Below are 25,749 nucleotides of genomic sequence, written 5' to 3'. Positions count from 1 at the left end.
ATGCCTGCCACCCACCCCAACGACGAGCTCAACATCATCGACGACCTGGCGCACGACGCGCCGCCGGCGAAGACGATCGAGGCCAGTCCGTGGCGGATCCTGGTGGTCGACGACGATCCCGAGGTGCACAACGCGACCGCCTTCGCGCTCCAGGACATCCGCATCGACGGCCGCCCGCTCTCGTTCATCCACGCCTACTCCGCCGACGAGGCGCTGGCCGCGATCGTCGCCGACGAGGACATCGCCGTCGTGCTGCTCGACGTCGTCATGGAGCACGAGAGCGCCGGCCTCGACCTGGTGCGCACGGTCCGCCAGGACCTCGGCCGCAGCGCGCTGCGCATCATCCTGCGCACCGGCCAGCCGGGCTATGCGCCCGAGATGCGCGTGATCCGCGAATACGACATCAACGACTACAAGACCAAGTCCGAGCTGACCCGCGTCCGCCTGCTGACGACGCTGACCACCGCGGTGCGCTCGTACGAGCAGCTGCGCACGATCATGAACGCGCGCCGCGGCCTGGCGCTGATCGTCGACACCGCCGCCGACCTGCTCGCGCGGCGCGACCCCGGCGACTTCGCCGCCGCCGCGCTGGACAGCGCCTGCAGGCTCGCCGGCGACGCCGCCAGCGGCTTCCTGTGCGCGCGCCGGCAGAATTTCGCCAACTTGCCCGGCGAGCCGCCGCTGTTCCTGATCGGCGCCCGCGGCGGCTTCGCCGACCGCCTCGGCCGGCCGCTCGCCGACTGCGGCGCTGCCGGCGCCTTCGCCGCCCGGGCCTACGCCGAGCACAGGACGCTGGTCGCCGGCAGCGATGCCGCCTTCTTCATCGCCGGCGAGAACGGGCGCGACGCGGTCCTCTACCTGCACACCGGCGCACCGCTCGGCGACAGCGGGCGGCAGCTGCTCGAGGTGTTCTGTGTGAACATCGGCGTCGGCCTGGAGAACGCCGGGCTGATCGCCGACCTCAGCTTCTCCGCCTTCACCGACCGCCTGACGCGGCTGGCCAACCGCAGCGGCTTCGTCGCCCGCATCGACGAGCACCTGCGCTCCGGCGGCCGCGGCTGGACCGTCGCGCTGCTCGACATCGACCATTTCTCCGAGCTGAACGACGCGCTCGGCCACCACAAGGGCGACCAGCTGCTGCTGTCGGTCGCGCAGCGGCTCTCGGCGATGCTGTCGCCGGGAATGATCCTCGCCCGTGTCGGCGGCGACGTCTTCGGCCTGCTCGGCCCGGACGCGGCGCTCGACCCACGCCTGCTGCTCGACCAGTTCAAGCTCCCCTTCCTGGTCGACGACTACTCGCTGCCGGTGAAGGCGACGCTCGGCCTGACCCGCCTCGACGAGGTCAGCAACAGCGACGGCATCGACCTGCTGAAGGCCACCAACATCGCGCTCAACCGCGCCAAGAGCGGCGACCGCGGCCGCTGGCACTACTACACCGAGGACATGGCGCGCGAGACGCGCACCCGCCTCGACCGGCTGCACGAGCTGCGCATTGCCGTCACCCAGCAGCGCGGGCTGGAGCTGCACTACCAGCCGCAGATCGAGCTGGTCGGCGGCCGCCTGGTCGGCGCCGAGGCGCTGATCCGCTGGCGCGGCGCCGACGGCGAGTTCATCCGCCCCGACCTGTTCATCTCGCTCGCCGAATACTCCGGCCTGATCGTCGACCTCGGCGCCTGGGTCTTCCACACCGCCGTCCGCCAGCTGCGCGACTGGGAAGCCGCCGGCCTCGCCGGCGTGCGCATGGCGATCAACGTCTCGCTGGTCCAGTTCCGTGACCCGCTGTTCCTCAGCCGCGTGCGCAGCGCGCTGGCCGAGACCGGCGTCGCGCCGGAACGGATCGAGCTCGAGATCACCGAGAGCGTCGCCATGATGGAGGCCGAGACGGTGATCGGCATCCTCGCCGAGCTGAAGCAGATGGGCATCCAGATCGCCATCGACGACTTCGGTACCGGCTTCTCGTCGCTCGCCTACCTGCACCGGCTGCCGATCGACCGCATCAAGATCGACCGCGCCTTCGTCCGCGACCTCGACTCGACGAGCGGCTCCGGCGCCAGCATCGCGCAGACGGTGATCGGCCTGGGCCGCTCGCTCGGCCTGTCGATCATCGCCGAAGGCGTCGAGACCGCGGCGCAGGCGCAGCTGCTGATGGACCTCGGCTGCCCGCTGGCGCAGGGCTTCTTCTACTCGCGGCCGGTCGACGCCGGCAGCTTCCTCGCCTGGGCCCAGGCGAGAGCCTGAGCAAGGTGCGCCGCACATCGCGAAGAAGTCCCCTCGGGCACGCCTGACCGAAAAACGGCGCTTGCGCCAGTCTTGAGTTTTTCCCCCCCTTTCTGCATAGTTCGCCGTTTTTTCCGCCCCCTTCCCCCGCATGCTCGCTCCGATCGAACACCGTATTGCCGTCGAACTGGGCGTCCGCCCGTCGCAAGTCATCGCCGCCGTCCAGCTGCTCGACGAAGGCGCCACCGTGCCCTTCATCGCCCGCTACCGCAAGGAAGTCACCGGCAACCTCGACGACACGCAGCTGCGCACGCTGGAAGAGCGCCTGACCTACCTGCGCGAAATGGAGGAGCGGCGCACTGCGATCGTCGCCTCGATCGAGGAACAGGGGAAGATGACCCCCGAGCTGAAGACCGAAATCCTGCTGGCCGAGACCAAGCAGCGCCTGGAAGACCTCTACCTCCCCTACAAGCAGAAGCGCCGCACCAAGGCCCAGATCGCCCGCGAGGCCGGCCTCGCGCCGCTGGCCGAGGCGCTGCTGAACGACCCGACGCTGGTGCCGGAGACCGAGGCGGCGAAATACCTCAACGCCGAGGCCGGCTTCGCGGATGCCAAGGCGGCGCTCGACGGTGCCCGCCAGATCCTGATGGAGCAGTTCTCGGAAGACGCCGAACTGCTCGGCACGCTGCGCGAATACCTGGAAGAGCATGGCGTCGTGAAGTCGCTCGTCGCCGAGGGCAAGGAGAACGAAGGCGCCAAGTTCCGCGACTACTTCGACTATGCCGAAGCGCTGACCGAGATTCCGTCGCACCGCGCACTGGCCCTCTTCCGCGGCCGCAACGAGGGCATGCTGCAGGTCTCGCTGGTACTCGACAGCGAGCTGGATGCCGAGACCAAGCCGGTCGGCCCCAACCCCTGCGAATCCCGCATCGCCGCCCGCTTCGGCATCAAGGACCAGGGCCGCCCGGCCGACAAGTGGCTCGCCGACACCGTGCGCTGGACGTGGAAGATCAAGGTCTTCATGCACCTCGAACTGGAATTGATGAACGCGCTGCGCGAGCGCGCCGAGGAGGAAGCGATCCGCGTCTTCGGCCGCAACCTGAAGGACCTCCTGCTCGCCGCGCCGGCCGGCCCGCGCGCCGTGCTCGGCCTCGACCCCGGCATCCGCACCGGCTGCAAGATCGCCGTCGTCGACCGCACCGGCAAGCTGCTCGACACGGCGACGATCTACCCGCACGAGCCGCGGAACGACTGGGAAGGCGCGCTGCACGTGCTCGCCGCGCTGTGCGCCAAGCACCAGGTCGAGCTGATCAGCATCGGCAACGGCACCGCCTCGCGCGAGACCGACAAGCTGGTCGGCGACCTGATGAAGCGCTATCCGGCGATGAAGCTGACCAAGATCACGGTCTCGGAAGCCGGCGCCTCGGTCTATTCGGCGTCCGAATTCGCCGCCAGGGAATTCCCCGAGCTCGACGTCAGCCTGCGCGGCGCGGTGTCGATCGCCCGCCGCCTGCAGGACCCGCTCGCCGAACTGGTGAAGATCGAGCCGAAGGCCATCGGCGTCGGCCAGTACCAGCACGACGTGTCGCAGACCAAGCTCGCCCGCGCGCTCGACGCGGTCGTCGAGGACTGCGTGAACGCCGTCGGCGTCGACCTCAACACCGCCTCGGTCGCGCTGCTGACCCGCATCTCCGGGCTGAACGCCAGCCTCGCCGCGAACATCGTCGCCTACCGCGACAGCCACGGCGCCTTCGCCGACCGCCAGGCGCTCTTGAAGGTACCGCGCCTCGGCGACAAGACCTTCGAGCAGGCCGCCGGCTTTTTGCGCATCATCAACGGCGACAACCCGCTCGACGCCTCGGCGGTGCACCCGGAAGCCTATCCGGTGGTCGAGCGCATCCTCGCCGACATCAAGAAGGGCATCAAGGACGTGATCGGCGATTCGCGCACGGTGAAGGCCATGAACGCCGCCAAGTACGCCGACGACCAGTTCGGCCTGCCGACCGTGCAGGACATCCTCAAGGAGCTGGAGAAGCCGGGCCGCGACCCGCGCCCCGAGTTCAAGGCCGCCGCCTTCCGCGAGGGCGTCGAGACGCTCGCCGACCTCGAGCCGGGGATGATGCTTGAGGGCGTCGTCACCAACGTCGCCAACTTCGGCGCCTTCGTCGACATCGGCGTGCACCAGGACGGCCTGGTGCACGTCTCGGCGCTGTCCGACCGCTTCGTCAAGGACCCGCACGAGGTGGTCAAGGCCGGCGACATCGTCAAGGTCAAGGTGCTCGAGGTCGACCTGCAGCGCCAGCGCATCGCGCTGACGATGCGCATGTCGGATTCGCCGACGCAGAAGAAGGGCGCGCCGGCAGCGGGCGGCAACCGCCCCGGCCAGGCGCCGCAGCGCCGCGATTCGCGGCCGCCGCAGCAGGCGCAGGGCGCGATGGCCGCCGCCTTCGCCAAGCTCAAGGGCTGACCCCTCGCCCCTGGCTCCGGAAGTCTAATCCCCGCCCGGCTCGGGCCGGCCGAACAGGTAGCCCTGGTAGGCGTGGCAGTTGTGCGCGGCGAGGAAGGCGCGCTGTTCCTCGGTCTCGACGCCCTCGGCGATCACCGTCAGCCCGAGGCTCTGGCCGAGAGCGACGATGGTGCGCGCGATCGCCGCGTCGTTGGGGTCGGTGAGCACGTCGCGGACGAAGGAGCGGTCGATCTTCAGCTGGTCGAGCGGCAGCCGCTTGAGATAGGAAAGCGACGAATAGCCGGTGCCGAAGTCGTCGAGCGAGAAGCTGACGCCGGCGGCCTTCAGCGCCGTCATCTTGACCACGGTGCCCTCGATGTCGTCGAGGAGCAGGCTCTCGGTCAGCTCCAGCTTGAGCCGGTGCGGATCGGCGCCGCTGGCGCCGAGCGCCGACACCACCTGATAGACGAAGCCCGGATGACGGAACTGGCGGGCGCTGACGTTGACCGCCAGCGTCAGCGCCGCCGTATCCGGCCGCGCGCGCCACTGCGCCAGGCGGGCGCAGGCGGTGCGCAGCACCCAGTCGCCGATCGGCAGGATCAGGCCGGTCTCCTCGGCGAGCGGGATGAATTCGGCCGGCGGCACCAGCCCGCGCTGCGGATGCTGCCAGCGCAGCAGCGCCTCGGCGCCGGTGATGCGCCCTTCGCCGTCGACCTGCGGCTGGTAGTGCAGCACGAACTGCTGCGCCTTCAGCGCCTCGCGCAGGTCGTCCTCGAGCTCGGAGCGCGCGGTGACCACCGCCTGCATGCCCGGGTCGAAGAAGCGCATCGCGTTGCGGCCGGCGGCCTTCGCCTGGTACATCGCCAGGTCGGCCTGCTTGAGCAGGTTGTCGATGTTCGTTTCCTGGCCGAGGAAGAGCGTGACGCCGATGCTCGGCGAGCTGTGGTGCGCCTTGCCGTTGAGGTCGTAGTCGCGGTTCAGCGAATCGAGGATCTTGTTGCCGACCGTCTCGCTGTCGGCGGCGGCCTGCGTCGGATCGTCGCCGAGGTCCTCGAGCATCACCACGAACTCGTCGCCGCCCAGCCGCGCCACCGTGTCGCAGCCGCGCAGGCAGTCCTGCAGGCGCCGCGCCACCTCGCACAGCAGCAGGTCGCCCATGTCGTGGCCGAGGGTGTCGTTGAGGCTCTTGAAGTTGTCGAGGTCGATGAACAGCAGCGCACCGTGCTGGCGGTTGCGCGCGCTCGCCGACAGCGCCTGCTGCAGCCGGTCGAGCAGCAGGCGGCGGTTGGGCAGCCCGGTCAGCGGATCGAAGAAGGCCAGGTCGTGGATGCGCTGCTCGGCCTCCTTGCGCTCGCCGATGTCGGAGAAGGCGGCCACGTAGTGCGTGATGCCGCCGTCCGGGCCGCGCACCGCCGACACCGTCTGCCACTTCGGGTAGATCTCGCCGTTCTTGCGCCGGTCCCAGATCTCGCCCTCCCAGGCACCGGTGACCGCCAGCTGCCGCCACATGTCGGCGTAGAACTCGGCGTCGTGGCGGCCGGACTTGAGGATCGCCGGCGACTGCCCGACCGCCTCCTCGGCGCTCCAGCCGGTCATCTCGACGAAGGCCTTGTTCACGCGCAGGATCGTGCCGGCGGCGTCGGTGACCATCATCCCGTGCAGCGACTCGAAGGCGGTCGCCGCGATGCGCAGCTCCTGCTCGACCCGCCGCGCCTCGGTCACGTCGCGCAGCACGCCGACCAGGTGCGTCGTGCGGCCGCTGCTGTCGGCGGCCGGCGTCACCGTGATCTCGCACCAGAACGGCGTGCCGTCGGTGCCGCGGCAGTGGATCTCGCCGTGGTAGTAGTGGCCGGCGAAGGCCGGCGCCAGCTCGGCGAGGAAGGCGTCGGGCCCGCTCTGCGCGGCGTCGAGGAAGATCTGCCGGTCGCCCGGGAAGGCGCCGTCGCTGATGCGGAAATATTGGCAGAAGGCATCGTTGGCGTAGGTGATGCGGCGCTCGCCGTCGGTGATGACGACGCCCTGCACGATCGCGCTCAGCGCGCGCCGGTAGACGCGCAGCGCGGCGGCGATGCGCGCCTGCTCGTCGGCCTGGGCGGCCTTGATCTGGCTCTCGCGGAAGACGCGCGCCGCCCGCGTCAGCGCGCCGATCTCGTCGGTACGGTCGCTGGCGCGGATCTCGGCGGCGCCGTCGCCGGCGGCCAGGCGCTGCATCGCCTCGGTCATCCGCTTGAGCGGCAGGATGATGCCGCGCGCGATGCCGGCCGCCAGCGAGACGGTCAGCGCCAGCAGCAGCAACGCGAGCAGGCCGATCCGCCAGGCGCTGGCCTCGGCCTCGGCCTTCAGCGCCGTCGCCTGCGCGATCAGGTCGCCGGCGAGACGATCCTCGATGCTCTTCAAGAGATCGATCTTCTTCGTCATGCTGTCGAACCAGTGGCGGGCGTCCACCCCCTCCGCCGAGCCGGTGTCGCGGCTCTTCAGCAGGACGCGGCGCAGCCGCGTCACCTCGGCCTCGTTCACGCCGTACAGCGTCTTCTCGAAGAAGGCGCTCTGCTCGGCCGTGGCATAGAAGTGGAACTCGCGCAGGTAGATGCGCTGCTGGTTGATCAGCTCGACGATGCGCATATAGGTCGGCGAGTCGATCCGCCCGGCGGCAAAGCCGGCGGAGCCGATCGCGCGCTCCAGCCCGGTCTGTTCCTTCATGTGCAGCAGCCGCGTATAGGCGGCGATGCTGCGGTTCAGGTCGGGATGCACGTCGGCGAGCAGCATCGCCTCGGCGATGCCGATCAGCTCGCTGATCGCGTCGCTGTAGTAGGCGGTGACGCCGCCGACGTTGATGCTGCGCTCGGCGATCGCCGCGCGCGTCAGCCAGATCTTGCCGAGCTTCTCGCGCGCCGCCTCGATCCGCGGCCGCAGGTAGGCGGCCTGCTCGACCACCGCCGGCATCCCGTCGTAGCGCTCGAGCATGTCCGTCAGCTCGGCGCGGCGCTGGTCGGTCTGCGCGTGCCGCGCCGGCAGCCGCTCGGCGAAGGCAGCGCCCTCGAGCGAACTGACGAAGCCGGCGGAGACGCCGCGCTCGAGCTGCAGCTCATGCACCAGCGCGCTGACCGCCGGCGCCAGCTCGGCCATCCGCCGCAGCATGTCCATGTTGCTCGCGGTCTGGTACTGGCGGCCGACGAGCAGCAGCGAAACGAACAGCAGGCCGGTGATCGGCAGCGCCAGCGCGATCGCGATGCGCGTGCCGATGGTCAGGTTGCGAAGCTTGATCTGCATGGGAATGGCGGGCGGCGAGCGATCGCGGATTGCCGGAGAAGGCGTCGGGCGGCGCGGGAGAAGCCTGGGCGGGCGGAGCGATCGTCCGGGAGCATCGGTAGGGATGCAATCGTTATATGCAGTAGTTCGTATATTAACCCGGTTTATGAGCGGGATACGCCGTCGGCCCGAAATTCTGCCGGCCGACGCCTGGGTTAGAATTCGCCCCTCGGAACACTCCCGCGCACCGCCGCCTCCCGCCCATGACCGCGAAAACCCCCTGCCGCATGTACGGCATCAAGAACTGCGACACGATGAAAAAGGCGATGGCCTGCCTCGATGCGCAGGGCACCGCCTACGAATTCGTCGACTACAAGAAGGCCGGCGTCGCCGCCACCCACCTGCCCGACTGGGCCGCCCGCGCCGGCTGGCAGAAGCTGCTGAACACGCGCGGCCTGATGTGGAAGAAGCTCTCCGACGAACAGCGCGCCGACGTCGACGAGACGAAGGCGCTGGCGCTGATGGCCGAGTACCCGGCGCTGATCAAGCGGCCGGTGCTCGATACCGGCACGGCGCTGCTGGTCGGCTTCGACGCCGACGCCTACGCGAAGCTGAAATGACCATGGCCGACAGCTACGTCCTGCGCTTCCTGTTCGAGGACCTCGACATCCGCGGCGCCTTCGTCCGCCTCGGCACCGCCTGGCAGGCGATGCAGGACGGCCGCGCCTACCCGGCGCCGGTGACGCGCCTCTTGGGCGAGATGACGGCGACGGCGGCGATCATCGGCGGCAACCTGAAGCAGCCGGGCCGCCTTTCCTTCCAGCTCTCCGGCCACGGCCCGCTCAAGTCGCTGATCCTCGACTGCACGCAGGACCTGAAGATCCGCGGCATGGCGCGCTTCGAACCGGGGCTGGCCGAGGCACCGCTGCCGCAGCTGATCGGTGACGGCCGCCTGCTGCTGACCTTGGACACGCCACTGGCACAACTGCCCTACCAGAGCTTCGTGCCGCTCGAAGGCAACAGCATCGCCGAGATCTTCGAACTCTACCTCGCGCAATCGGAACAGCAGCCGGCGAGGCTCTTCCTCGCCGCCGACGGGAAAGCCGCCGCCGGCCTCTTCCTGCAGAAGCTGCCGGACGCCGACCTGCGCGACGCGGACGGCTGGAACCGCATCGCCCAGCTGGCGGCAACGGTGAAGCCCGAGGAACTGCTGACGCTGCGCCCGGAAGCCCTGCTCACCCGCCTCTTCGCCGAGGAGGACAAGCGCCTGTTCGAGGCGCGCGAGGTGGTCTACCACTGCCCGGAGGACTGGGACAAGGTGCGCGGCATGGTGCTCCAACTCGGCCGCGGCGAGGTCGAGGCGATCCTCGCCGAGCACGGCGAGGTGCTGGTCCGCGACGACATCTGCAACCGCGACTATCGCTTCAGCGCCGCCGACATCGCCGAACTGTTTGACGGCGCGACGCCGGAAAAGCCGACGCTGCACTGACCGGGGCGCATTCACTGCAGGCAGCGGGCCGGCGGCGGCGGTGAATCCCCCTACAGCACCTTCCCCGGATTCATCAGCCCCTGCGGATCGAGCGCGCGCTTGACCGCGCGCATCAGTTCCATCTCCAGCGGGCTCTTGTAGCGCAGCAGCTCCTCGCGCTTCAGCTGGCCGATGCCGTGCTCGGCGCTGATGCTGCCGCCGTGCGCGTGCACCAGGTCGTGCACGATGCGGTTCACCGCCGGCTGCGCGGCGACGAAGGCGGCGTTGTCGCCGGCTTCCGGCATCGACAGGTTGTAGTGCAGGTTGCCGTCGCCGACGTGGCCGAAGGCGACCACGCGCAGGCCGGGGAAAGCCGCCGCCAGTGCCGCGTCGGCCTGCTCGAGGAAGACCGGCAGGCGCGAGATCGGCAGCGACACGTCGTGCTTGATGCTGATGCCCTCGATCTTCTGCGCTTCCGAAATGTTCTCGCGCAGCGCCCACAGCGCACGCGCCTGCGCCTCGCTCTGCGCCAGCACGGCGTCGCTGCCCTGCTCCGCTTCGAGAACGCGTGCGAGAAAGGTTTCCAGCCGCGCGCGCAACTCGGCGTCGTCGCCGCCCGACGAGAGTTCGACCAGTACGTACCACGGACTCGCCGCGAGCGGTCGCGCAGCGCCGGGGATGTGGCGCAGCACGAAGCCCAGCGCCACGTCGGAGACCACCTCGCAGGCCGTCAGCAGCGGCCCGAACCCGTCCTGCAGCGCGGCGAGCAGGCCGACCGCCGCGCGCGGCGAGGCGACCGCCACCCAGGCGGTGGCGACCGCGGTCGGCCGCGGGAAGAGCTTCATCGTCGCCGCGGTGATGATGCCGAGCGTGCCTTCGGCGCCGATGAAGAGCTGCTTCAGGTCGTAGCCGGTGTTGTCCTTCCGGAGGCCGCGCAGCCCGTCCCAGACCTCGCCCGACGGCAGCACGACCTCGAGGCCGAGCGTCAGCTCGCGGGTGTTGCCGTAGCGCAGCACCTGCACGCCGCCGGCGTTGGTCGACAGGTTGCCGCCGAGCTGCGCCGAGCCCTCCGCCGCCAGCGACAGCGGGAACAGCCGGCCGGCATCGGCCGCCGCCTGCCGCAGCGTCGCCAGCACGCAGCCGGCCTCGGCGGTGAGCGTGTTGTTCTCCGGGTCGATGCTGCGCACGCGGTTCATGCGCGCGAGGATGAGCACCACCGCGTCGCCGCCGGCGTCCGGCGTCGCCGCGCCGCACAGGCCGGTGTTGCCGCCCTGCGGCACGATCGGCGCGCCGGCCGCGGCGCAGGCGCGGACGATGGCGGCGACCTCGGCGACGCCGCCCGGGCGGACGACGCAGCGCGCGGCGCCGCGGTAGCGGCCGCGCCAGTCGACCAGATGCGGCGCCATGTCGTCGCCGGTCAGTACGTTCGCGGCGCCGACCGCGGCGCGCAGGCGGTCGATGAGGTCCATCAGTCCCGTCCCAGCGCGCGCAGGATCGCCGGCTGCATCACGCGCACCGCCTCGACGCCCTCGTCGATCGCCTCGGCGCCGCGGTGGAAGTCGAGCAGGCCCATCTGCGCCAGGCGCGGCGCGACGAGCACGTCGGCCGGCTCGCCGGCGAGCCGGCTGCGCGCGATGCGCACCTGCATGATGTTGATGCTGCCGGCGACGACGTCGAGCAGCGACGGGCCGCTCCCGTTACCGTTGCCGCCCGCTGCCGCCGCCTCGCCCGAGCGGCCGAACAGCTGGCCGAGGCGCTGCCGCCACGGCGAGGCCGGCGACGGCGCGGGCGGCGCCTTGAAGCGCTGGCTGACCAGGTCGGAGCCGAGGTCGACGGCGATCACGACGTCGGCACCGAGCGCGCGGGCGAGCGACACCGGCACCGGGTTGACCAGGCCGCCATCCACCAGCAAGCGCTCATTGCGCAACTGCGGTGCGAACAGCCCTGGCAAGGCGATCGATGCGCGCACCGCGCTGGCGACGCTGCCCTCCTTCAGCCACACCTCGCGGCCGCTGGTCAGGTCGGTGGCGACGCAGGCAAACGGGCGCGGCAGGTCGTCGAAATCACGGTCGACGAAGTAGCGGGCGAAGTAGGCCATCAGCTTGTCGCCCTTGATCATGCCGCCGCGGCCGCCAATGTCGAAGAAACTGACCACGGACTGCCAGGACAGCGTGCGCACCCAGGCTTCCAGGCTTTCCAGGTCGCCGTCGGCATGCGCGGCGCCGACGAAGGCACCGATCGAGGTGCCGCAGACGATGTCCGGCTCGACCCCCATCTCGGCCAGTGCGCGCAGCACGCCGATGTGCGCCCAGCCGCGCGCGGAACCGCTGCCCAGCGCGACGCCGATCTTCATTGCGCCTTCCTCAGATCCGCTCGGCGTAGAGATCGTGCGCGTCGGTATCGACCACGCGCACGGTCAGGAAGTCGCCGGGTTCGACGTCGAACACGCCGTCGAGATAGACCAGGCCGTCGATCTCCGGCGCGTCCGCCTTGCTGCGTGCGATCGCGCCCTCGTCGTCGACCTCGTCGACCAGCACCTCGATCTCGCGGCCGATCTTCGCCGCCATCAGTTCGGCCGAGATGTCCTCCTGCAGCTCCATCAGCTGGCGCTGGCGTTCCTCGCGGATCTCCTGCGGCACCGGCTCGGCGAGCGAGTTGGCCACCGCGCCGTCGACCGGCGAGTAGGCGAAGCAGCCGACGCGGTCGAGCCTGGCCTCTTCGAGGAAGCCGAGCAGTTCCTCGAATTCGGCCTCGGTCTCGCCCGGGAAGCCGGCGATGAAGGTCGAGCGAATGGTGATCTCCGGGCAGATGCTGCGCCAGGCCTTGATCCGCTCGAGGTTGTTCTCGGCGCTGGCCGGCCGCTTCATCGCCTTCAGGATGCGCGGGCTGGCATGTTGGAAGGGAACATCCAGGTAGGGCAGGATCTTGCCCTCGGCCATCAGCGGGATCAGCTCGTCGACGCTGGGGTACGGATAGACGTAGTGCAGCCGCACCCAGATGCCGAACTCGGCGAGCGCCTCGCACAGCTCCTTCAGCCGCGTCTTCACTGGGCGGCCGCCCCAGAAGCCCAGGCGGTACTTGAGGTCGACGCCGTAGGCCGAGGTGTCCTGCGAGATGATCAGGACCTCCTTGACGCCAGCCTCGGCCAGGTTCTTCGCTTCCTGCAGCACGTCGCCGATCGGCCGGCTGACCAGCGGGCCGCGCATCGACGGGATGATGCAGAAGGTGCAGCTGTGGTTGCAGCCTTCGGAAATCTTGATGTAGGCGTAGTGCTGCGGCGTCAGCCGCACGCCCTGCGGCGGCACCAGGCTGGTGAAGGGGTCGTGCGGCTGCGGCAGGTGGCGGTGCACGTGCTGCATGACCTCGTCGGTCGCGTGCGGGCCGGTGATCGCCAGCACCGACGGATGCACGTCGCGCACCACCTCGTCCTTGGCGCCGAGGCAGCCGGTGACGATCACCTTGCCGTTCTCGTGCAGCGCCTCGCCGATCGCGTCGAGCGACTCCTCGACCGCGGCGTCGATGAAGCCGCAGGTGTTCACGACGACCAGGTCGGCACCGTCGTAGGTACCGGAAATCAGGTAGCCCTCGGCGCGCAGCCGGGTCAGGATCTGCTCGGCGTCGCTGGTCGCCTTCGGGCAGCCGAGGCTGACGAAGCCGACGGTCGGCACCTTCTCTTGCACTTTCAAATCGCTCAATTCGCGGAACTCTACAAAAACGTCGATGAAAAACGCGCCGGCAGGCCGGATTCCCGGGAATTCGGCCCGGCGCAGGCGGAAGTATATTTCAGGCGCCCGCCGCCGACGCAGGAATCGCGCGCGACGGCAGCGGAACGGCGGTCGGAGTGCTATACATGATCAAGGTTCCCGCCGGGCGGGGGACCGCTTTTTGCCGCAACGCCCCCCTTCCCCGGCAGGAAGGAGCGCCGCATGGCCATTTCCGCCATCTCGGGATTCTCTCCCGCCCTCTCGCTGATCGGTTCGCTCAGCCCGCTCGGTCGCGTTTCTCCGCTGTCGCCGAGCAGCGGGCTGAACAGCCTGTTCGCGCTCGCCTCGACGCAGACCAGCATCTCCGACCTCGGCCGCCTGCTCAACCGGATCGAGGCGCTGCAGGACGCCGCCGCGGCGCTGAGCGTTCCCGGCATCTTCGTCGCGCGCACGGCCAGCGTCTCCGGCACCTCCATCGCCACCGCAAGCGTCGGCGCGGCGACGCCGACCGGCAGCTTCGCGCTGCAGGTCGACCGGCTGGCGCAGGCGCAGACATTGACCAGCGCGGCTCTGGCGAGTTCGCTATCGACGATCGGCAGCGGCGCGGCGACCACGCTGACCTTCCAGTTCGCCGGCGGCGGCAGCCGCAGCGTCACCCTCGGCGCCGCCGGCGACACGCTCGCCGGCATCGCCGCGGCGATCGACGCCGCCGACATCGGCATCGACGCCGCGCTACGCACCTCGGCGAGCGGCGTGCAGCTGACGCTGACCGGCCAGACCGGCGCCGGCAACGCATTCACCGTCGCCGTCGACGGCGACGCCGCAATCGCCGACCTGCTCGCCTTCCCCGCCGGCGGCAGCGGCGGGCCGACGCTGACCGCCAGCGCGCAGGACGCAGCGGGCAAGGTCGACGGCATCGCCTTCAGCGCCAGCACCAACACCGTCGCCACCGCCCTCCCCGGCCTGACGCTGAACCTGCTCGGCAGCGGCTCGGCGACGCTGACGGTGGCCGCCAACAGCGGCGCGACGGCGACGGCGGTGCGCGGCTTCGTCGACGCCTTCAACGAGGTGCAGCGCGGCTTCGCCGGGCTCGCCGGCGGCAGCCCGCTGCTCGGGCTGAGCAGCACGCTCTTCTCCAGCCAGCTGTCGGCGACACTGGCCGCGGGCGGCAACGCGCCGTCGGCGCTGGCGCAGGTCGGCATCACGAGCCGTCTCGATGGCACGCTCGGCTTCAACGAAACGGTCTTCCAGACGGCGCTCGCCGCCGACCCGCAGCGCGTCGCCGCGGTCTTCAGCAACGGCGGCCGCGGACTCGCCGAGCAGGTCGCGGCGCAGGCCGCCGGCCCGCTCTCGCCCGAGCAGCTGTTGCCGGCGCTGGCGCCGGCGCTGAGCTTCTCCGGCGCCTTCGGCGCGACGTCGGCGGACAGTCTGCTCGTCTCGTTCTTCGCGCCGGGCGGCACGGGCACCGACAGCCTGTCGTCGTCGCTCGCCAACCAGCTGCTCTTCGCCGAACTGCTCGGCGCCGGCCGCGCGGGCGGCACGCAGACGACCACGTCGCTGGTCGACCTGATGCTCGCCGAAGTGCTGTTCGCCAACGCGGCCTGACGGCCGCCGGCGGCTTCAGCGCAGCGCCACCGCCTGTTCGATCAGCGCCGCCAGCCGGCGCACGCCGGGGCCGGCGAAATCGGGATCGGCCAGCACCAGGTAGAGATCGACGAAGCGCTCCTCGGCACCGGCCATCGGCAGCGCCCGCAAGCGGCCGTCGGCCAGTTCGCGCGCGATGCGCAGTTCCGGATACCAGGCGAAGCCGTGGCCGGCGCAGGCCGCGGCGAGCGAGCTGGCCATGCTCGAGAACACCCAGCGCTGCTCGACCTCGATGGTCACCGCGCGCCGGTCGCGCGTCGCGCCGGTGGCGCGCACGGTCAGGTGGCGGTGCGCGCGCAGGTCCTTCAGTCCGACCTCGCGGCCGAGCGCGTGCAGCGGATGGGCCGGCGCGGCGACAGAGACCAGGCGCTGGCGGATCAGCGTCGTGCCGAGGAAACCGGGCGGGATCTGCGGCGTGATCGCCAGATCGGCTTGGCCGGAGAGCAGCGCCTCGGCGGTACCGCCCAATACCGACTCGATGACCTCGACGCGCGTCTGCGGCGCCTCGACGCCGAAGCGCGCCAGGCAGTCGATCAGCACTTCCGGCGGGAAGAGCACCTCGACGGCGACGCCGATCTCCGCTTCCCAGCCGGCCGAGGCCTTGCGTGCCGCCTGCTCGAGATCGCCGGCCTCGGCGACCAGCGCCAGCGCACGGCGGTAGAGCATCTGCCCGGTCGGCGTCAGCACCGCCTTGCGCCCCTGGATCTCGAAGGCGCGCACGCCGAGCAGCGACTCGATCTTCTGTACCGCGTAGCTCACTGCCGACTGGCTCTTGTGCAGCGCCTCGGCGGCCTGCGCGTAGCCGCCGGCGTCGACGACGGCGATCAGCGCGCGCCATTGCTCGAGCGCGATATGAGGAACCGGATTCATATCTACTAATTCGATTGTTCAAGCCTAAATATTGTTCTTTTTTATCGATTTGGTAAATCGTTAAATACGGGTGTCAGCACAACCCCCACGGAGACCCGACCATGAGCACCCTGCTGCAACTGAACACCAGCCTCTTCTCGAGCCACGGCCAGTCGAGCCAGCTCGCCGAGCGCTTCGTCGCCGGCTGGAGGGCGAAGAACCCCGGCGGCGAAGTCATCGCCCGCGACCTCGCCGGCGCGCCGGTGCCGCATCTCGACGCACCGCGCTTCCTCGCCTTCCTGGCCAAGCCGGAAGAGCGCACGGCCGAGCAGCAGGCGGTGGTCGACTTCTCCGACGCGCTGATCGCCGAGCTGCGCGCCGCCGACGCGATCGTCCTCGGCCTGCCGATGTACAACCTCGGCATCCCGTCTACGCTGAAGGCCTACTTCGACCACATCGCCCGCGCCGGCGTCACCTTCCGCTACACGGCGAACGGCCCGGAGGGGCTGGTCACCGGCAAGAAGGTCTATGTCTTCGCGACGCGCGGCGGCCGCTACGCCGGCACGCCGCTCGACAGCCAGACCGACTACGTGAAGAACTTCCTCGGCTTCATCGGCATCAGCGACGTCGAGTTCGTCTATGCCGAGGGGCTGAACATGGGCGACGACAGCAAGAGCGCGGCGCTCGCCGCCGCGCACCGCGAGATTGAAGAACTCGAAGCCCTCGCCGCCTGAACCCGAATTCCGGAGAACATCATGAGCACCCGTACCCTGCAACGCATCATCCCCTCGATCCCGGTGTCCGACGGCGCCGGCGTGCGCCTGCGGCGCAGCCTCGGCCAGCACCCGGCGCAGCGCCTCGACCCCTTCCTGATGCTCGACGAGTTCTCGTCGGACAATCCGGACGACTACATCGCCGGCTTCCCGCCGCACCCGCACCGCGGCTTCGAGACGGTGACCTACATGCTCGCCGGCCACTTCCTGCACGAGGACCACCTCGGCCACCAGGGCCATCTGCGCGGCGGCGGCGCGCAGTGGATGACCGCCGGCCGCGGCATCATCCACTCCGAGATGCCGCAGCAGGAAAGCGGCCGCGTACACGGCTTCCAGTTCTGGCTCAACCTGCCGGCGAAGGAAAAGATGAAGCCGGCCGCCTACCGCGACATCCAGCCCGAGGAAATCCCGACGGCGACGGTAAACGGCGCCGAGGTGCGCGTCGTCGCCGGCACGCTGCAGAGCGGCGAAGTGAATGTGCCGGGGCCGATCCAGGGCCTGTCCACGGCACCGCTGTTCCTCGACGTGCGCCTGCCCGCCGGCGGCCGCTTCACGCAAGCGCTGCCGGCCGGCCACACCGCCTTCGTCTATCCCTACGCCGGCGACCTGCGGATCGGCCCGGCCGCCGACGCGCGTCCGTTGCCGGCGCGCCAGGCCGGCGTGCTGTCGGCCGGCGAGACAGTCGAGATCGCCGCCGACGGCGCCGCCGGCTTCCTGCTGCTCGCCGCCAGGCCGCTCGGCGAACCGGTCGTGCAGTACGGGCCGTTCGTGATGAACACGCGCGAGGAGATCGAGCAGGCGATTGCCGACTACCAGAGCGGACAGCTGACGCAGTAGCCCGTTCCGCTGGCCGCCGGGCGCCGGCGGCCAGCGCCTCCCCCGTCATTCCGGGCTCGACCCGGAATCCAGGAATATTCCCATCCGCGCCAAAAGCCCGCCGTCACCCCCGCCCCTTCAATTCCGAACGAAATCCACCGCCGACGACTCGAACGCTGCACACCGACAAAACGGAGCCCCCGGCATGGACCTCACCCAGATCAGCGACACCCTGCAGCGCGATGCAGTCTGGGTGGTATTCCTGAACGTGTTGCTGCAGCAGCTCGGCCTGCCGGTGCCGGCGGTGCCGACGCTGCTGCTCGCCGGCAGCCTTGCCGCCGGCGGCGGCGACGCCGGGCGCATGCTGGCCGCCGCCGTGCTTGCCTCGGTCATCGCCGACTGGGTCTGGTATCTCGCCGGCCGCGGCTTCGGCTACCGCGTGCTCTCCGGGCTGTGCAAGCTGTCGATCAACCCCGGCTCCTGCGTTTCCGATACCGAGGCGCGCTTCGTCAAATGGGGCGTCTGGTCGCTGGTGGTCGCCAAGTTCGTTCCCGGCTTCTCCACCGTGGCGCCGCCGATCGCCGGTTCGCTGCGCATGCCGCTGCCCGGTTTCCTGGCCGCGGCCGCGATCGGCGCGGCGCTGTGGGCGGGCAGCGCCATCGGCACCGGCTGGGTGCTGCGCGCCGAGGTGCATGCCGCGATCGCCGCGATGAGCGAGCACGGCGGCCGCGTCGTCGGCGCGCTCACCCTCGCGCTGGCGGTGTGGATCGGCTGGAAGCTGTGGCAGAAGTACCGCTTCGAGCGGCTGGCGGCGATCCCAGCGATCACCCCGGACGAGCTGCTCGACGCGCTCGCCTCGGAGCGGCCGCCGCGGCTGGTCGACCTGCGCGGACCGGTGATGATCGCCAGCACCGCGCCGGTCGATGGCGCCGTCGTCGCGACGCTGGATACCCTGTCCGAGGTTGCCACCGACTGGCCGCGGCAGGCGCCGGTGGTCACCCTCTGCGCCTGTCCGCAGGACGCCACTGCGATCAGCGCTGCGCACCAGCTGACGCGCATGGGCTTCCGCTCGGCGCGGCCGCTGCGCGGCGGCTACGAGGCCTGGCTGGCGATGACGAAGGGCGACGCCGGCGCCTGATCGCGCGCCGTTCAGGCGCGGCCGGCGGAGGCCGGTGGGAAACAGGAACGCCCTGAAAAAAAATAACTAGACGACCGGTCTAATTGATGGCAATCTTCCGTTCCATGAACGTCCGTCACGACAACACGCGCCAGCACATCCTCGATACCGGCCACCGCATTATCGCCGGCAAGGGCTTTTCGAGCGTTGGCCTGACCGAGCTGCTCAACGCCGCCGGGGTGCCGAAGGGCTCCTTCTATCACTACTTCGAATCCAAGGAGCAGTTCGGCCAGGCCCTGCTCCAGGACTATTTCGACCGTTACCTGGCGAGCATCGACGAACTGCAGGCCGCCGAGGCTGGCCGCGCCAGCGGCCGCGAGCGGCTGCTGCGCTACTGGCAGCGCTGGCGCGAGTCGCAGCGTGCCGACTGCAGCGAGCAGAAATGCCTGGTGGTGAAGCTCAGTGCGGAAGTCTCCGACCTCTCGGATGCGATGCGCATCACCCTGCGCGACGGCACCGACCAGGTCGTCGGGCGCATTGCCGCGCTGGTCGAAGCCGGCGTCGCCGACGGCTCGCTGCCGGCCCTGGCGCCGCGGCCTACGGCGCAGATGCTGTACCAGCTGTGGCTCGGTGCCAGCCTGCTCGGCAAGCTGCACCGCGACGGCAGCGCATTGGACAACGCCATGCAGGTCACCGAACAGATGCTGTCGCGCTGACCCCGGCGCGGCGAGCGGCCGCAGGCTGCTGCGGCCGATTTTTTTACCCGTGGATTAGACGACCGGTCTAATTTTTGAAGATCGACCAACAAGGAGAAACCCCAATGAGTTCCCTATTCGACCCCATCCAGATCGGCGACATCGCGCTCGCCAACCGCATCGTCATGGCCCCGCTGACCCGCAACCGCGCCGCCGACGGCCTGCTGCCCGGACCGCTGACCGTCGAGTACTACCGCCAGCGCGCCAGCGCCGGCCTGATCATCAGCGAAGCGAGCCAGATCAGCCCGATGGCCCAGGGCTACCTCGACACGCCGGGAATCTACTCGACCGAACAGATCGCCGCCTGGCGCCAGGTCACCGATGCTGTGCACGCCGCCGGCGGCCGGATCGTGATCCAGCTCTGGCACGTCGGCCGCATCTCGCACAGCTCGCTGCTGCCGGACGGCGCCGCACCGGTCTCCTCGACCAACCGCCGACCCGACGCCAAGACCTTCACCCGCAACGGCTTCGAGCCGGTGTCGACGCCGCGCGCGCTGCGCGACGACGAGCTGCCGGGGATCGTCGCCGACTACCGCCAGGCCGCGCGCAACGCGATCGCCGCCGGTTTCGACGGCGTCGAGGTGCATGCCGCCAACTCCTACCTGCTCGACCAGTTCCTGCGCGACAGCGTAAACGACCGCAGCGGCCCCTACGGCGGCAGCATCGAGAATCGCGCCCGCCTGCTGCTGGAAGTGATGCAGGCGGTCGCCGACGAGATCGGCGGCGGCCGCACCGGCATCCGCATCAGCCCGATGACCAGCTTCAGCGACACGCCGCGCGACAGCGACCCGCAGGCGCTGTTCAACTACGTCGTCGGGCAGCTGGCGCCGCTCGGCCTGGCCTACCTGCACGTGATCGAGGGCGAGACCGGCGGCGCGCGCCAGCCGGCGGCCGCCCCGGCCTTCGACTACGCGGCGCTGCGCCGCCGCTTCCCCGGCGCCTGGATGATCAACAACGGCTATGACCGCGGCGAGGCGATCGCCGCCGTCGCCGACGGCCGCGCCGAGCTCGTCGCCTTCGGCCGGCCGTTCATCAGCAACCCGGACCTGGTGCAGCGCCTGCGCGAGGACGCACCGCTGAACGCGCTGCGCGCCGACAAGCTGTACGGCGGCGGCGCCGAGGGCTACACCGACTATCCGGCGCTGGCTGCCGCCTGAACGCCACAAGCGTGCGCCGCGACGGGCCGTCCCGTCGCGGCTTTCCCCGTTTCCCGCAGGATTTCCGATGCCTTCCCGACACCGCTGGTTGCCACTGCTCGCGCTCCTCGTCCTCTCGCTCACCTGGGGCTACACCTGGATCCTCGCCAAGCAGGGGCTGGCCTACGCGCCGCCCTTCGCCTTCGCCGCCGAGCGCTGCGTCGGCGGCGCGCTCGCGCTGCTGCTCGCGCTCAGGCTGACCGGCCGCCCGCTGCAGCTGGTCGCGCCGGGACCGACGCTGGCCATCGCCCTGACCCAGGTCGCCGGCTTCATGGCCTTTCAGACCTGGGCGCTGGTCGAGGGCGGCCCCGGCAAGACCGCGGTGCTGATCTTCACGATGCCGATCTGGACGCTGCTGCTGGCCTGGCCGCTCCTCGGCGAGCGCATCCGCGGCCGGCAGTGGCTGGCGGCGGCGAGCACGCTCGCCGGCCTGCTGCTGATCATCGAGCCGTGGGACATGCAGGCCAGCCTGTTCAGCAAGTTCCTCGGGCTGACGGCGGCGCTGTGCTGGGCCGTCGGCACGATCCTGATCAAGCGGCTGCGCGCGACGCAGCCGGTGGACCTGCTGACGCTGACCGCCTGGCAGATGATCCTCGGCGCACTGCCGCTGACGCTGCTGGCGCTGGTCGTGCCGGAGCCGGCGACGCAGTGGACGCCGTCCTACGCCGGCATCCTGGCCTTCATGTCGGTGGCCAGCACGGCGCTGTGCTGGTGGCTGTGGATCTATATCCTCGACCGCGTGCCGGCCTGGGAGGCAAGCCTGTCGGTGCTGGGCACGCCGGTGGTCGCGATCGTCTCGTCGCGGCTGCTGTTCGGCGAGGAGTTCCGGGCGATGGAAACCGGCGGCATCCTGCTGATCGGTACCGGCCTCGCGTTGCTGTCGCTGTTCGGCTGGATGGCGGAGCGGCGGCGCGCCCCGGTGCCGGCCGCCGGCGGCCGCCGCCACAACGACTGAGCGCAGCCGCGGCACAGGAACGCGGCGGGCAAAAGAAAACCGGCCGCCCCTCGCGGGTGCGGCCGGCTGCGTTCGATCGATCCGGCGGCGGAGCTACTTCTGCCCGCCCTCCGGCTTCTTCGCGTCGCCGGGATACTGGAAGCCGGTGAACATGTTGCGCGTCTGGCTCTGCAGCTGCTCCTGCATCTGCTGCACCATCTTCTTCGACTGGTCCATGTAGGCGGCCATCATCTGCTGCATCGCCGGCCCCTGGAAGTTCAGGAACTGCGTCCACATGTCGTTCTGCATCTGGCTGTTCTCGCCGCCGTAGAGCGAGCGCGACTGCTCCTGCATCTTGCCCTGGAAGTCGACGAAGGCCTTGATGTTGTTCTCCAGGTACTTGCCGAGCATGCCCTGCATCGCGTGGCCGTAGAAGCGGATCATCTGCGCCAGCAGTTCGGTCGAGAACAGCGGCACGCCGCCGGTTTCCTCTTCCAGGATGATCTGCAGCAGGATGCTGCGCGTCAGGTCTTCGCCGGTCTTGGCGTCGACCACCTTGAAATTCTCGAAGGCCAGCACGAGATCCTTGACATCGGTGAGCGTGATGTAGGCGCTGGTCTTGGTGTCGTAAAGACGGCGGTTCGGGTACTTCTTGATCAGTCGCGGCTGCTCCGACATGAAGGCATTTCCTCCGAATGAGTGTTTCCGTTCCCCGGCGCTCTGCGGCGCCTCGGAATGCTGCACAGCAAAAGTATAACCCAGGATAAAAAGACGGCCCCGTCCGGGGCCGTCTGCGCATCGCGGAGGTTTACTGGTAGTAGAGTCCGCCGTTGATGTTGAGCGTGGCGCCGGTCATGAAGCCGGCGTTCTCGGAGGCGAGGTAGACGACGGCTGCGCCCATCTCCTCCGGCTTGCCCAGGCGCTTCATCGGCACCGAGTCGACGATGCCCTTGAGGATGTCCTCGCGGATCGCCATCACCATCTTGGTCGCGATGTAGCCCGGGGCGATCGCGTTCACGGTGACGTTCTTGGCCGCGAGTTCCGCCGCCAGCGCCTTGGTGAAGCCGATCACGCCGGCCTTCGCCGCCGAGTAGTTCGACTGCCCGGCCTGGCCCTTGACGCCGTTCACCGACGAGATGTTGATGATCCGGCCCCAGCCGCGCTCGGCCATCTTCGCCGACACCTGCTTGGTCATGTTGAACAGGCTCGTCAGGTTGGTCGATATCACCGCGTCCCACTGCTCCTTCTCCATCTTGGCGAAGAACTTGTCGCGCGTGATGCCGGCGTTGTTCACCAGAATGTCGATCTGGCCAACCTTGGCCTCGGCCTCGGCGACCAGCTTCTGGCAGTCCTCCAGCGACGACACGTCGCCGGCGACGCAGACGAAGTCCTTGAAGCCCGCGGCTTCCTGTTCCTTCAGCCATTCGTCCTTGTTGTCGAACTGCGGGTGGTAGGCCGCGACCACCTTGTGCCCGGCCTTCGCCAGCTCCTGACAGACGGCGGTCCCAATGCCGCCCATGGCGCCGGTGACGAGTGCGATTCTTTGCGTCATTTTCGTTTCCTCTGCTGCTGTTGATAAAGGACTGCTCACTGCTCCAAGGGCGGTCAGAACATGTGCTGGCCGCCGTTGATCGAAATGTTGGCGCCGGTGACGAAGGCCGCCTCGTCGGATGCGAGGTAGGCGACCAGCCCGGCGATCTCCTCCGGCTTGCCCAGGCGGGCGACCGGAATCTGCGGCAGGATCTTCGATTCGAGGATTTCCTGCGGGATCGCCATCACCATCTTGGTGCCGATGTAGCCCGGCGAGATCGTGTTCACGGTGACGCCGGCCTTCGCCACCTCCAGCGCCAGCGCCTTGGTGAAGCCGTGCATGCCGGCCTTCGCCGCCGAGTAGTTGGTCTGCCCGAAGGCGCCCTTCTGCCCGTTCACCGAGGAGACGTTGATCACCCGCCCCCATTTGCGCTCGACCATGCCGTCCATCACCTGCTTGGTCATGTTGAAGACCGAGTCGAGGTTGGTACCGATCACCGCGTCCCAGTCGGCCTTGGTCATCTTCTTGAAGGTCATGTCGCGGGTGATGCCGGCGTTGTTCACCAGCACGTCCACCGGCCCCACTTCCTTCGTCACCTTGTCGACACAGGCCTTGCACGACTCGAAGTCGGCGACGTCGCAGGGATAGGCCATGAAGCCGTAGCCCATCGCATTCATCCCGGTCAGCCATTGCTTGGCCTGGGCATTGCCCGGCGAATGCGTGGTCACCACCTTGTAGCCGAGCGCGGCGAGCTTGATGCAGACCGCCTCGCCGAGGCCACCCATCCCCCCGGTCACCAGTGCAACTCTTGGCATGTTCTTCCCCTTCTCTGTCTCGCTGTTTCAGGATGCGATGAAGAACATCCGCCTGCACTCCGGCGTTCTTCGGCTTACGCCTTCTCTTTCACGTAACGCCCCGGGGCCGGCTCGACGGCCTTGTATTTGGCATTCCCCGGTTTCCTGCGCGCGGCGCATTCGCCGCCCGCGTGCTGCTTCAGCCAGTCGGCCCAATCGGACCACCAGCTCCCCTTCCTTTCCTCGGCCGTCGCCAGCCAGCCCTCGGCGTCGGCCGAGACGTCGGCGTTGGCCCAGTAGCTGCGCTTGTTCTTCGCCGCCGGATTGACGACGCCGGCGATGTGGCCGCTGGCGCCGAGCACGAACTTCGTCTCGCCGCCGAGCAGCCGCGTGCTCTGGTAGGCGGTCTGCCACGGCACGATGTGGTCCTCGCGCGTCGCCAGCAGGTAGGCCGGCGCCTTGACCTGGCCGAGGTCGACCTTGACCCCGCACATCTCGAGCTTGCCGGGGATACGCAGGCTGTTGTTGAGGTACAGGTTCCTCATGTACCACGCCGCGAACGGCCCCGGCAGGTTGGTCGAGTCGGCGTTCCAGTAGAGCAGGTCGAAGGCCGGCGGCTTCTGCCCCTTCAGGTAGTTGCCGGCGACGTAGTTCCAGATCAGGTCGTTGGCGCGCAGCGCCGAGAAGGTGCCGGCCAGCTCGCGGCCGGTGAGCAGGCCGCCCTTGCCGATCGTCGCGTCGCGCGTCGCGCAGCTCTGTTCGTCGATGAACAGGCCGATCTCGCCGGTGTCCGAGAAATCGAGCAGCGTGGTGAGCAGCGTCAGGCTGGCCACGCTGTTGTCGCCGCGCGCGGCGAGCACGCCCAGCGCGCTGCTGAGGATGGTGCCGCCGACGCAGAAACCGAGCGCATTGACCTGCTCGACCTTGGCGATCTCGCGGGCGGCCGCGAGCGCGGCGAGCGGCCCCTGCTCGAGGTAGTCGTTCCAGCCGTAGTGTCCCTGCTCGGCCTTGACGTTGCGCCAGGAGACGAGGAACACGGTGTTGCCCTGCTCGACCGCGTAGCGGACGAAGGAATTCTCGGGCTGCAGGTCGAGGATGTAGAACTTGTTGATGCACGGCGGCACGATCACCAGCGGCCGCTTCGCCACCTTGTCGGTGAGCGGCGCGTACTGGATCAGCTGCATCAGCTCGTTCTCGAAGACCACCGTGCCCTCGGTCGTCGCCAGGTTGCGGCCGACCTCGAAGGCGCTGTCGTCGGTCATCGAGATGCGGCCCTTCTCGACGTCCTTGATCAGGTTGTTGATGCCCTCGGTGATGCTCTGGCCCTTGCTTTCGACGGCCAGCTTGATGAACTCGGGGTTGGTCGCGGCGAAGTTGCTCGGCGCCATCGCGTCGAGGTACTGGCGCGCGAGGAAGCGCAGCCGGTTCTTCGCCTTGTCGTCCTCGACCGGAGCCAGCTCGACCAGCTCGCGCAGGAAGCCGGCGTTCAGCAGGTAGCTCTGGCGGATGTAGTCGAAAACCGGGCTCTGTCGCCACTCCGGCGCCGAGAAGCGGCGGTCGCCGGGCTCCGGCGGCACTTCGAAGGACGCTTCGCCCTTGGCGCCGGGGCGCCCCTTTTCCAGCATCGCGTTCCACAGCCGCGCCTGCTTCTCCATGAAGTCGCGCTGCAGTTCGGAAAGTCTGGCCGGATCGGGCGCCCCGATCCGGATCGGGGCACCGCCAAGCGGATGCTGCGCCTGCGGGGAGCCGAGAAAGCCGAAAAACTGCTGCGCCATCGCCTGCCCGACCTGCATCATCTGCTGCATTGCGGGGGCGAAGGGGTCCGTGGGCTGCGACATCTGTATGCGAATCCTGGCTGGGGGCTGAGGCAGAGAGCGGTACGCCTGCTGCGTGCAAACCGATTTGTTGTCTTATCGATTCTGCATCGCAGCATAGGGGCTGTCAACGACTGTGGCGGCTTTGTGCAGATGCCTCGCCAGCGCATGAAATCTGGCTTCCGGACGAGGGGCTATAATGCCGCGATGTACATCATTGCCATCGGCTGGTTGTGGGTCGTGCTGATGATGGCGGTCACCGAAAGCAACCTGGTCGCCGGCATCCTGACCTTCACCTTCTACGGACTCTTCCCCTGCGCGCTGCTGCTGTGGCTGCTCGGCACGCCGGCGCGTCGCCAGCGGCGGGCGGCGGCGGAAACCGCCGCCGCGGAACCGCAAGCGGGCGACGAATCCGCGCGCCGCGACGGCGAGGCCTGAGCGC

At 69.3% G+C, this 25,749-nt stretch carries 21 protein-coding genes; 12 read left to right on the top strand and 9 right to left on the bottom strand.

What is annotated here, in order from left to right:
* Complete coding sequence (locus IWH25_RS12640) at positions 1-2,238, top strand: EAL domain-containing response regulator (protein ID WP_203386146.1); 2,238 nt, start codon at positions 1-3, stop codon at positions 2,236-2,238.
* A gap of 130 nt (positions 2,239-2,368) precedes the next feature.
* Positions 2,369-4,684 (top strand): Tex family protein, encoded by a 2,316-nt coding sequence (locus tag IWH25_RS12635; protein ID WP_203386145.1) that lies wholly within the window; start codon positions 2,369-2,371, stop codon positions 4,682-4,684.
* 24 nt (positions 4,685-4,708) lie between these two features.
* On the opposite strand, the gene IWH25_RS19215 is transcribed toward IWH25_RS12635, so the two are convergent.
* Positions 4,709-7,933 (bottom strand): EAL domain-containing protein, encoded by a 3,225-nt coding sequence (locus tag IWH25_RS19215; protein WP_203386144.1) that lies wholly within the window; start codon positions 7,931-7,933, stop codon positions 4,709-4,711.
* A gap of 242 nt (positions 7,934-8,175) precedes the next feature.
* Here IWH25_RS19215 and IWH25_RS12625 point away from each other — a divergent pair, with 242 nt between their 5' ends.
* Positions 8,176-8,532, top strand: a complete 357-nt coding sequence (locus IWH25_RS12625) for an arsenate reductase (RefSeq protein ID WP_203386143.1) — start codon at positions 8,176-8,178, stop codon at positions 8,530-8,532.
* Positions 8,529-9,401 (top strand): Hsp33 family molecular chaperone HslO, encoded by an 873-nt coding sequence (gene hslO, locus IWH25_RS12620; protein WP_238998897.1) that lies wholly within the window; start codon positions 8,529-8,531, stop codon positions 9,399-9,401. Before IWH25_RS12625 ends, hslO begins: the two co-directional genes overlap by 4 nt.
* A 50-nt stretch (positions 9,402-9,451) precedes the next feature.
* Here hslO and IWH25_RS12615 read toward each other — a convergent pair whose 3' ends face one another.
* Genes IWH25_RS12615 through rimO form a run of 3 tightly spaced genes read right to left on the bottom strand, consistent with a single transcriptional unit; the run spans position 9,452 to position 13,066 of the window.
* Complete coding sequence (locus tag IWH25_RS12615; protein ID WP_376990534.1) at positions 9,452-10,849, bottom strand: FAD-binding oxidoreductase; 1,398 nt, start codon at positions 10,847-10,849, stop codon at positions 9,452-9,454.
* Positions 10,849-11,733 carry a patatin-like phospholipase family protein gene (locus IWH25_RS12610; RefSeq protein ID WP_203386142.1) on the bottom strand — a complete coding sequence of 295 codons (885 nt, stop codon included), beginning with the start codon at positions 11,731-11,733 and terminating at the stop codon, positions 10,849-10,851. Before IWH25_RS12610 ends, IWH25_RS12615 begins: the two co-directional genes overlap by 1 nt.
* A 10-nt stretch (positions 11,734-11,743) precedes the next feature.
* Complete coding sequence (gene rimO, locus IWH25_RS12605) at positions 11,744-13,066, bottom strand: 30S ribosomal protein S12 methylthiotransferase RimO (protein WP_376990536.1); 1,323 nt, start codon at positions 13,064-13,066, stop codon at positions 11,744-11,746.
* A 240-nt stretch (positions 13,067-13,306) separates the two neighbouring features.
* Here rimO and fliD point away from each other — a divergent pair, with 240 nt between their 5' ends.
* Entirely contained in the window at positions 13,307-14,689 is a 1,383-nt protein-coding gene (gene fliD, locus IWH25_RS12600; RefSeq protein ID WP_203386140.1) for a flagellar filament capping protein FliD, read from the top strand.
* A gap of 15 nt (positions 14,690-14,704) precedes the next feature.
* On the opposite strand, the gene IWH25_RS12595 is transcribed toward fliD, so the two are convergent.
* The gene (locus IWH25_RS12595; protein ID WP_203386139.1) at positions 14,705-15,598 is read right to left on the bottom strand and encodes a LysR family transcriptional regulator; all 894 of its coding nucleotides are present in this window, start codon (positions 15,596-15,598) and stop codon (positions 14,705-14,707) included.
* Positions 15,599-15,699: 101 nt separating this feature from the next.
* Between IWH25_RS12595 and IWH25_RS12590 the strand changes: the two genes are divergently transcribed.
* The 6 genes from IWH25_RS12590 (at position 15,700) to IWH25_RS12565 (ending at position 21,189) form a co-directional block, all read left to right on the top strand.
* On the top strand, positions 15,700-16,311 hold the full coding sequence (locus IWH25_RS12590) for an FMN-dependent NADH-azoreductase (RefSeq protein WP_203386138.1): 612 nt from the start codon (positions 15,700-15,702) through the stop codon (positions 16,309-16,311).
* Between the two features lie 21 nt (positions 16,312-16,332).
* Positions 16,333-17,187: a pirin family protein gene (locus IWH25_RS12585; RefSeq protein ID WP_203386137.1), complete on the top strand. Its 855-nt coding sequence runs from the start codon at positions 16,333-16,335 to the stop codon at positions 17,185-17,187.
* 184 nt (positions 17,188-17,371) lie between these two features.
* Complete coding sequence (locus tag IWH25_RS12580; RefSeq protein WP_203386136.1) at positions 17,372-18,304, top strand: VTT domain-containing protein; 933 nt, start codon at positions 17,372-17,374, stop codon at positions 18,302-18,304.
* 104 nt (positions 18,305-18,408) lie between these two features.
* Positions 18,409-18,999 carry a TetR/AcrR family transcriptional regulator gene (locus IWH25_RS12575; RefSeq protein ID WP_203386135.1) on the top strand — a complete coding sequence of 197 codons (591 nt, stop codon included), beginning with the start codon at positions 18,409-18,411 and terminating at the stop codon, positions 18,997-18,999.
* 104 nt (positions 19,000-19,103) lie between these two features.
* The gene (locus IWH25_RS12570) at positions 19,104-20,195 is read left to right on the top strand and encodes an alkene reductase (RefSeq protein WP_203386134.1); all 1,092 of its coding nucleotides are present in this window, start codon (positions 19,104-19,106) and stop codon (positions 20,193-20,195) included.
* A gap of 67 nt (positions 20,196-20,262) precedes the next feature.
* The gene (locus tag IWH25_RS12565; RefSeq protein WP_203386133.1) at positions 20,263-21,189 is read left to right on the top strand and encodes a DMT family transporter; all 927 of its coding nucleotides are present in this window, start codon (positions 20,263-20,265) and stop codon (positions 21,187-21,189) included.
* A gap of 93 nt (positions 21,190-21,282) precedes the next feature.
* Here the strand turns inward: IWH25_RS12565 and phaR are convergent, their stop codons facing one another.
* From phaR to phaC, 4 genes are all read right to left on the bottom strand, one after another.
* The gene (gene phaR, locus IWH25_RS12560; RefSeq protein WP_203386132.1) at positions 21,283-21,846 is read right to left on the bottom strand and encodes a polyhydroxyalkanoate synthesis repressor PhaR; all 564 of its coding nucleotides are present in this window, start codon (positions 21,844-21,846) and stop codon (positions 21,283-21,285) included.
* Positions 21,847-21,976: 130 nt separating this feature from the next.
* Complete coding sequence (gene phbB, locus IWH25_RS12555) at positions 21,977-22,720, bottom strand: acetoacetyl-CoA reductase (protein ID WP_203386131.1); 744 nt, start codon at positions 22,718-22,720, stop codon at positions 21,977-21,979.
* A 53-nt stretch (positions 22,721-22,773) separates the two neighbouring features.
* A complete protein-coding gene (gene phbB, locus IWH25_RS12550) occupies positions 22,774-23,514 on the bottom strand; it encodes an acetoacetyl-CoA reductase (RefSeq protein ID WP_203386130.1) in 741 nt (246 codons plus the stop codon).
* Positions 23,515-23,588: 74 nt separating this feature from the next.
* Positions 23,589-25,331 (bottom strand): class I poly(R)-hydroxyalkanoic acid synthase, encoded by a 1,743-nt coding sequence (phaC, locus tag IWH25_RS12545; protein ID WP_203386129.1) that lies wholly within the window; start codon positions 25,329-25,331, stop codon positions 23,589-23,591.
* 183 nt (positions 25,332-25,514) lie between these two features.
* Between phaC and IWH25_RS12540 the strand changes: the two genes are divergently transcribed.
* Positions 25,515-25,745 (top strand): hypothetical protein, encoded by a 231-nt coding sequence (locus IWH25_RS12540; RefSeq protein WP_203386128.1) that lies wholly within the window; start codon positions 25,515-25,517, stop codon positions 25,743-25,745.
* Positions 25,746-25,749 lie beyond the last annotated feature (4 nt).

It is taken from the genome of Azospira restricta (assembly GCF_016858125.1).
In the GTDB taxonomy this organism is placed as follows: Bacteria; Pseudomonadota; Gammaproteobacteria; order Burkholderiales; family Rhodocyclaceae; genus Proximibacter; species Proximibacter restrictus.
Note: the sequence above shows the minus strand (reverse complement) of the source record. Positions and strands in the feature narration are given on the sequence as shown.

Bases quoted from the DNA above. Each gene is read 5' to 3' on its own strand.
- IWH25_RS12640 (WP_203386146.1), top strand. From the start codon at position 1: ATGCCTGCCACCCACCCCAACGACGAGCTCAACATCATCGACGACCTG.
- IWH25_RS12635 (WP_203386145.1), top strand. From the start codon at position 2,369: ATGCTCGCTCCGATCGAACACCGTATTGCCGTCGAACTGGGCGTCCGC.
- IWH25_RS19215 (WP_203386144.1), bottom strand. From the start codon at position 7,933: ATGCAGATCAAGCTTCGCAACCTGACCATCGGCACGCGCATCGCGATC.
- IWH25_RS12625 (WP_203386143.1), top strand. From the start codon at position 8,176: ATGACCGCGAAAACCCCCTGCCGCATGTACGGCATCAAGAACTGCGAC.
- hslO (WP_238998897.1), top strand. From the start codon at position 8,529: ATGACCATGGCCGACAGCTACGTCCTGCGCTTCCTGTTCGAGGACCTC.
- IWH25_RS12615 (WP_376990534.1), bottom strand. From the start codon at position 10,849: ATGGACCTCATCGACCGCCTGCGCGCCGCGGTCGGCGCCGCGAACGTA.
- IWH25_RS12610 (WP_203386142.1), bottom strand. From the start codon at position 11,733: ATGAAGATCGGCGTCGCGCTGGGCAGCGGTTCCGCGCGCGGCTGGGCG.
- fliD (WP_203386140.1), top strand. From the start codon at position 13,307: ATGGCCATTTCCGCCATCTCGGGATTCTCTCCCGCCCTCTCGCTGATC.
- IWH25_RS12595 (WP_203386139.1), bottom strand. From the start codon at position 15,598: ATGAATCCGGTTCCTCATATCGCGCTCGAGCAATGGCGCGCGCTGATC.
- IWH25_RS12590 (WP_203386138.1), top strand. From the start codon at position 15,700: ATGAGCACCCTGCTGCAACTGAACACCAGCCTCTTCTCGAGCCACGGC.
- IWH25_RS12585 (WP_203386137.1), top strand. From the start codon at position 16,333: ATGAGCACCCGTACCCTGCAACGCATCATCCCCTCGATCCCGGTGTCC.
- IWH25_RS12580 (WP_203386136.1), top strand. From the start codon at position 17,372: ATGGACCTCACCCAGATCAGCGACACCCTGCAGCGCGATGCAGTCTGG.
- IWH25_RS12575 (WP_203386135.1), top strand. From the start codon at position 18,409: ATGAACGTCCGTCACGACAACACGCGCCAGCACATCCTCGATACCGGC.
- IWH25_RS12570 (WP_203386134.1), top strand. From the start codon at position 19,104: ATGAGTTCCCTATTCGACCCCATCCAGATCGGCGACATCGCGCTCGCC.
- IWH25_RS12565 (WP_203386133.1), top strand. From the start codon at position 20,263: ATGCCTTCCCGACACCGCTGGTTGCCACTGCTCGCGCTCCTCGTCCTC.
- phaR (WP_203386132.1), bottom strand. From the start codon at position 21,846: ATGTCGGAGCAGCCGCGACTGATCAAGAAGTACCCGAACCGCCGTCTT.
- phbB (WP_203386131.1), bottom strand. From the start codon at position 22,720: ATGACGCAAAGAATCGCACTCGTCACCGGCGCCATGGGCGGCATTGGG.
- phbB (WP_203386130.1), bottom strand. From the start codon at position 23,514: ATGCCAAGAGTTGCACTGGTGACCGGGGGGATGGGTGGCCTCGGCGAG.
- phaC (WP_203386129.1), bottom strand. From the start codon at position 25,331: ATGTCGCAGCCCACGGACCCCTTCGCCCCCGCAATGCAGCAGATGATG.
- IWH25_RS12540 (WP_203386128.1), top strand. From the start codon at position 25,515: ATGTACATCATTGCCATCGGCTGGTTGTGGGTCGTGCTGATGATGGCG.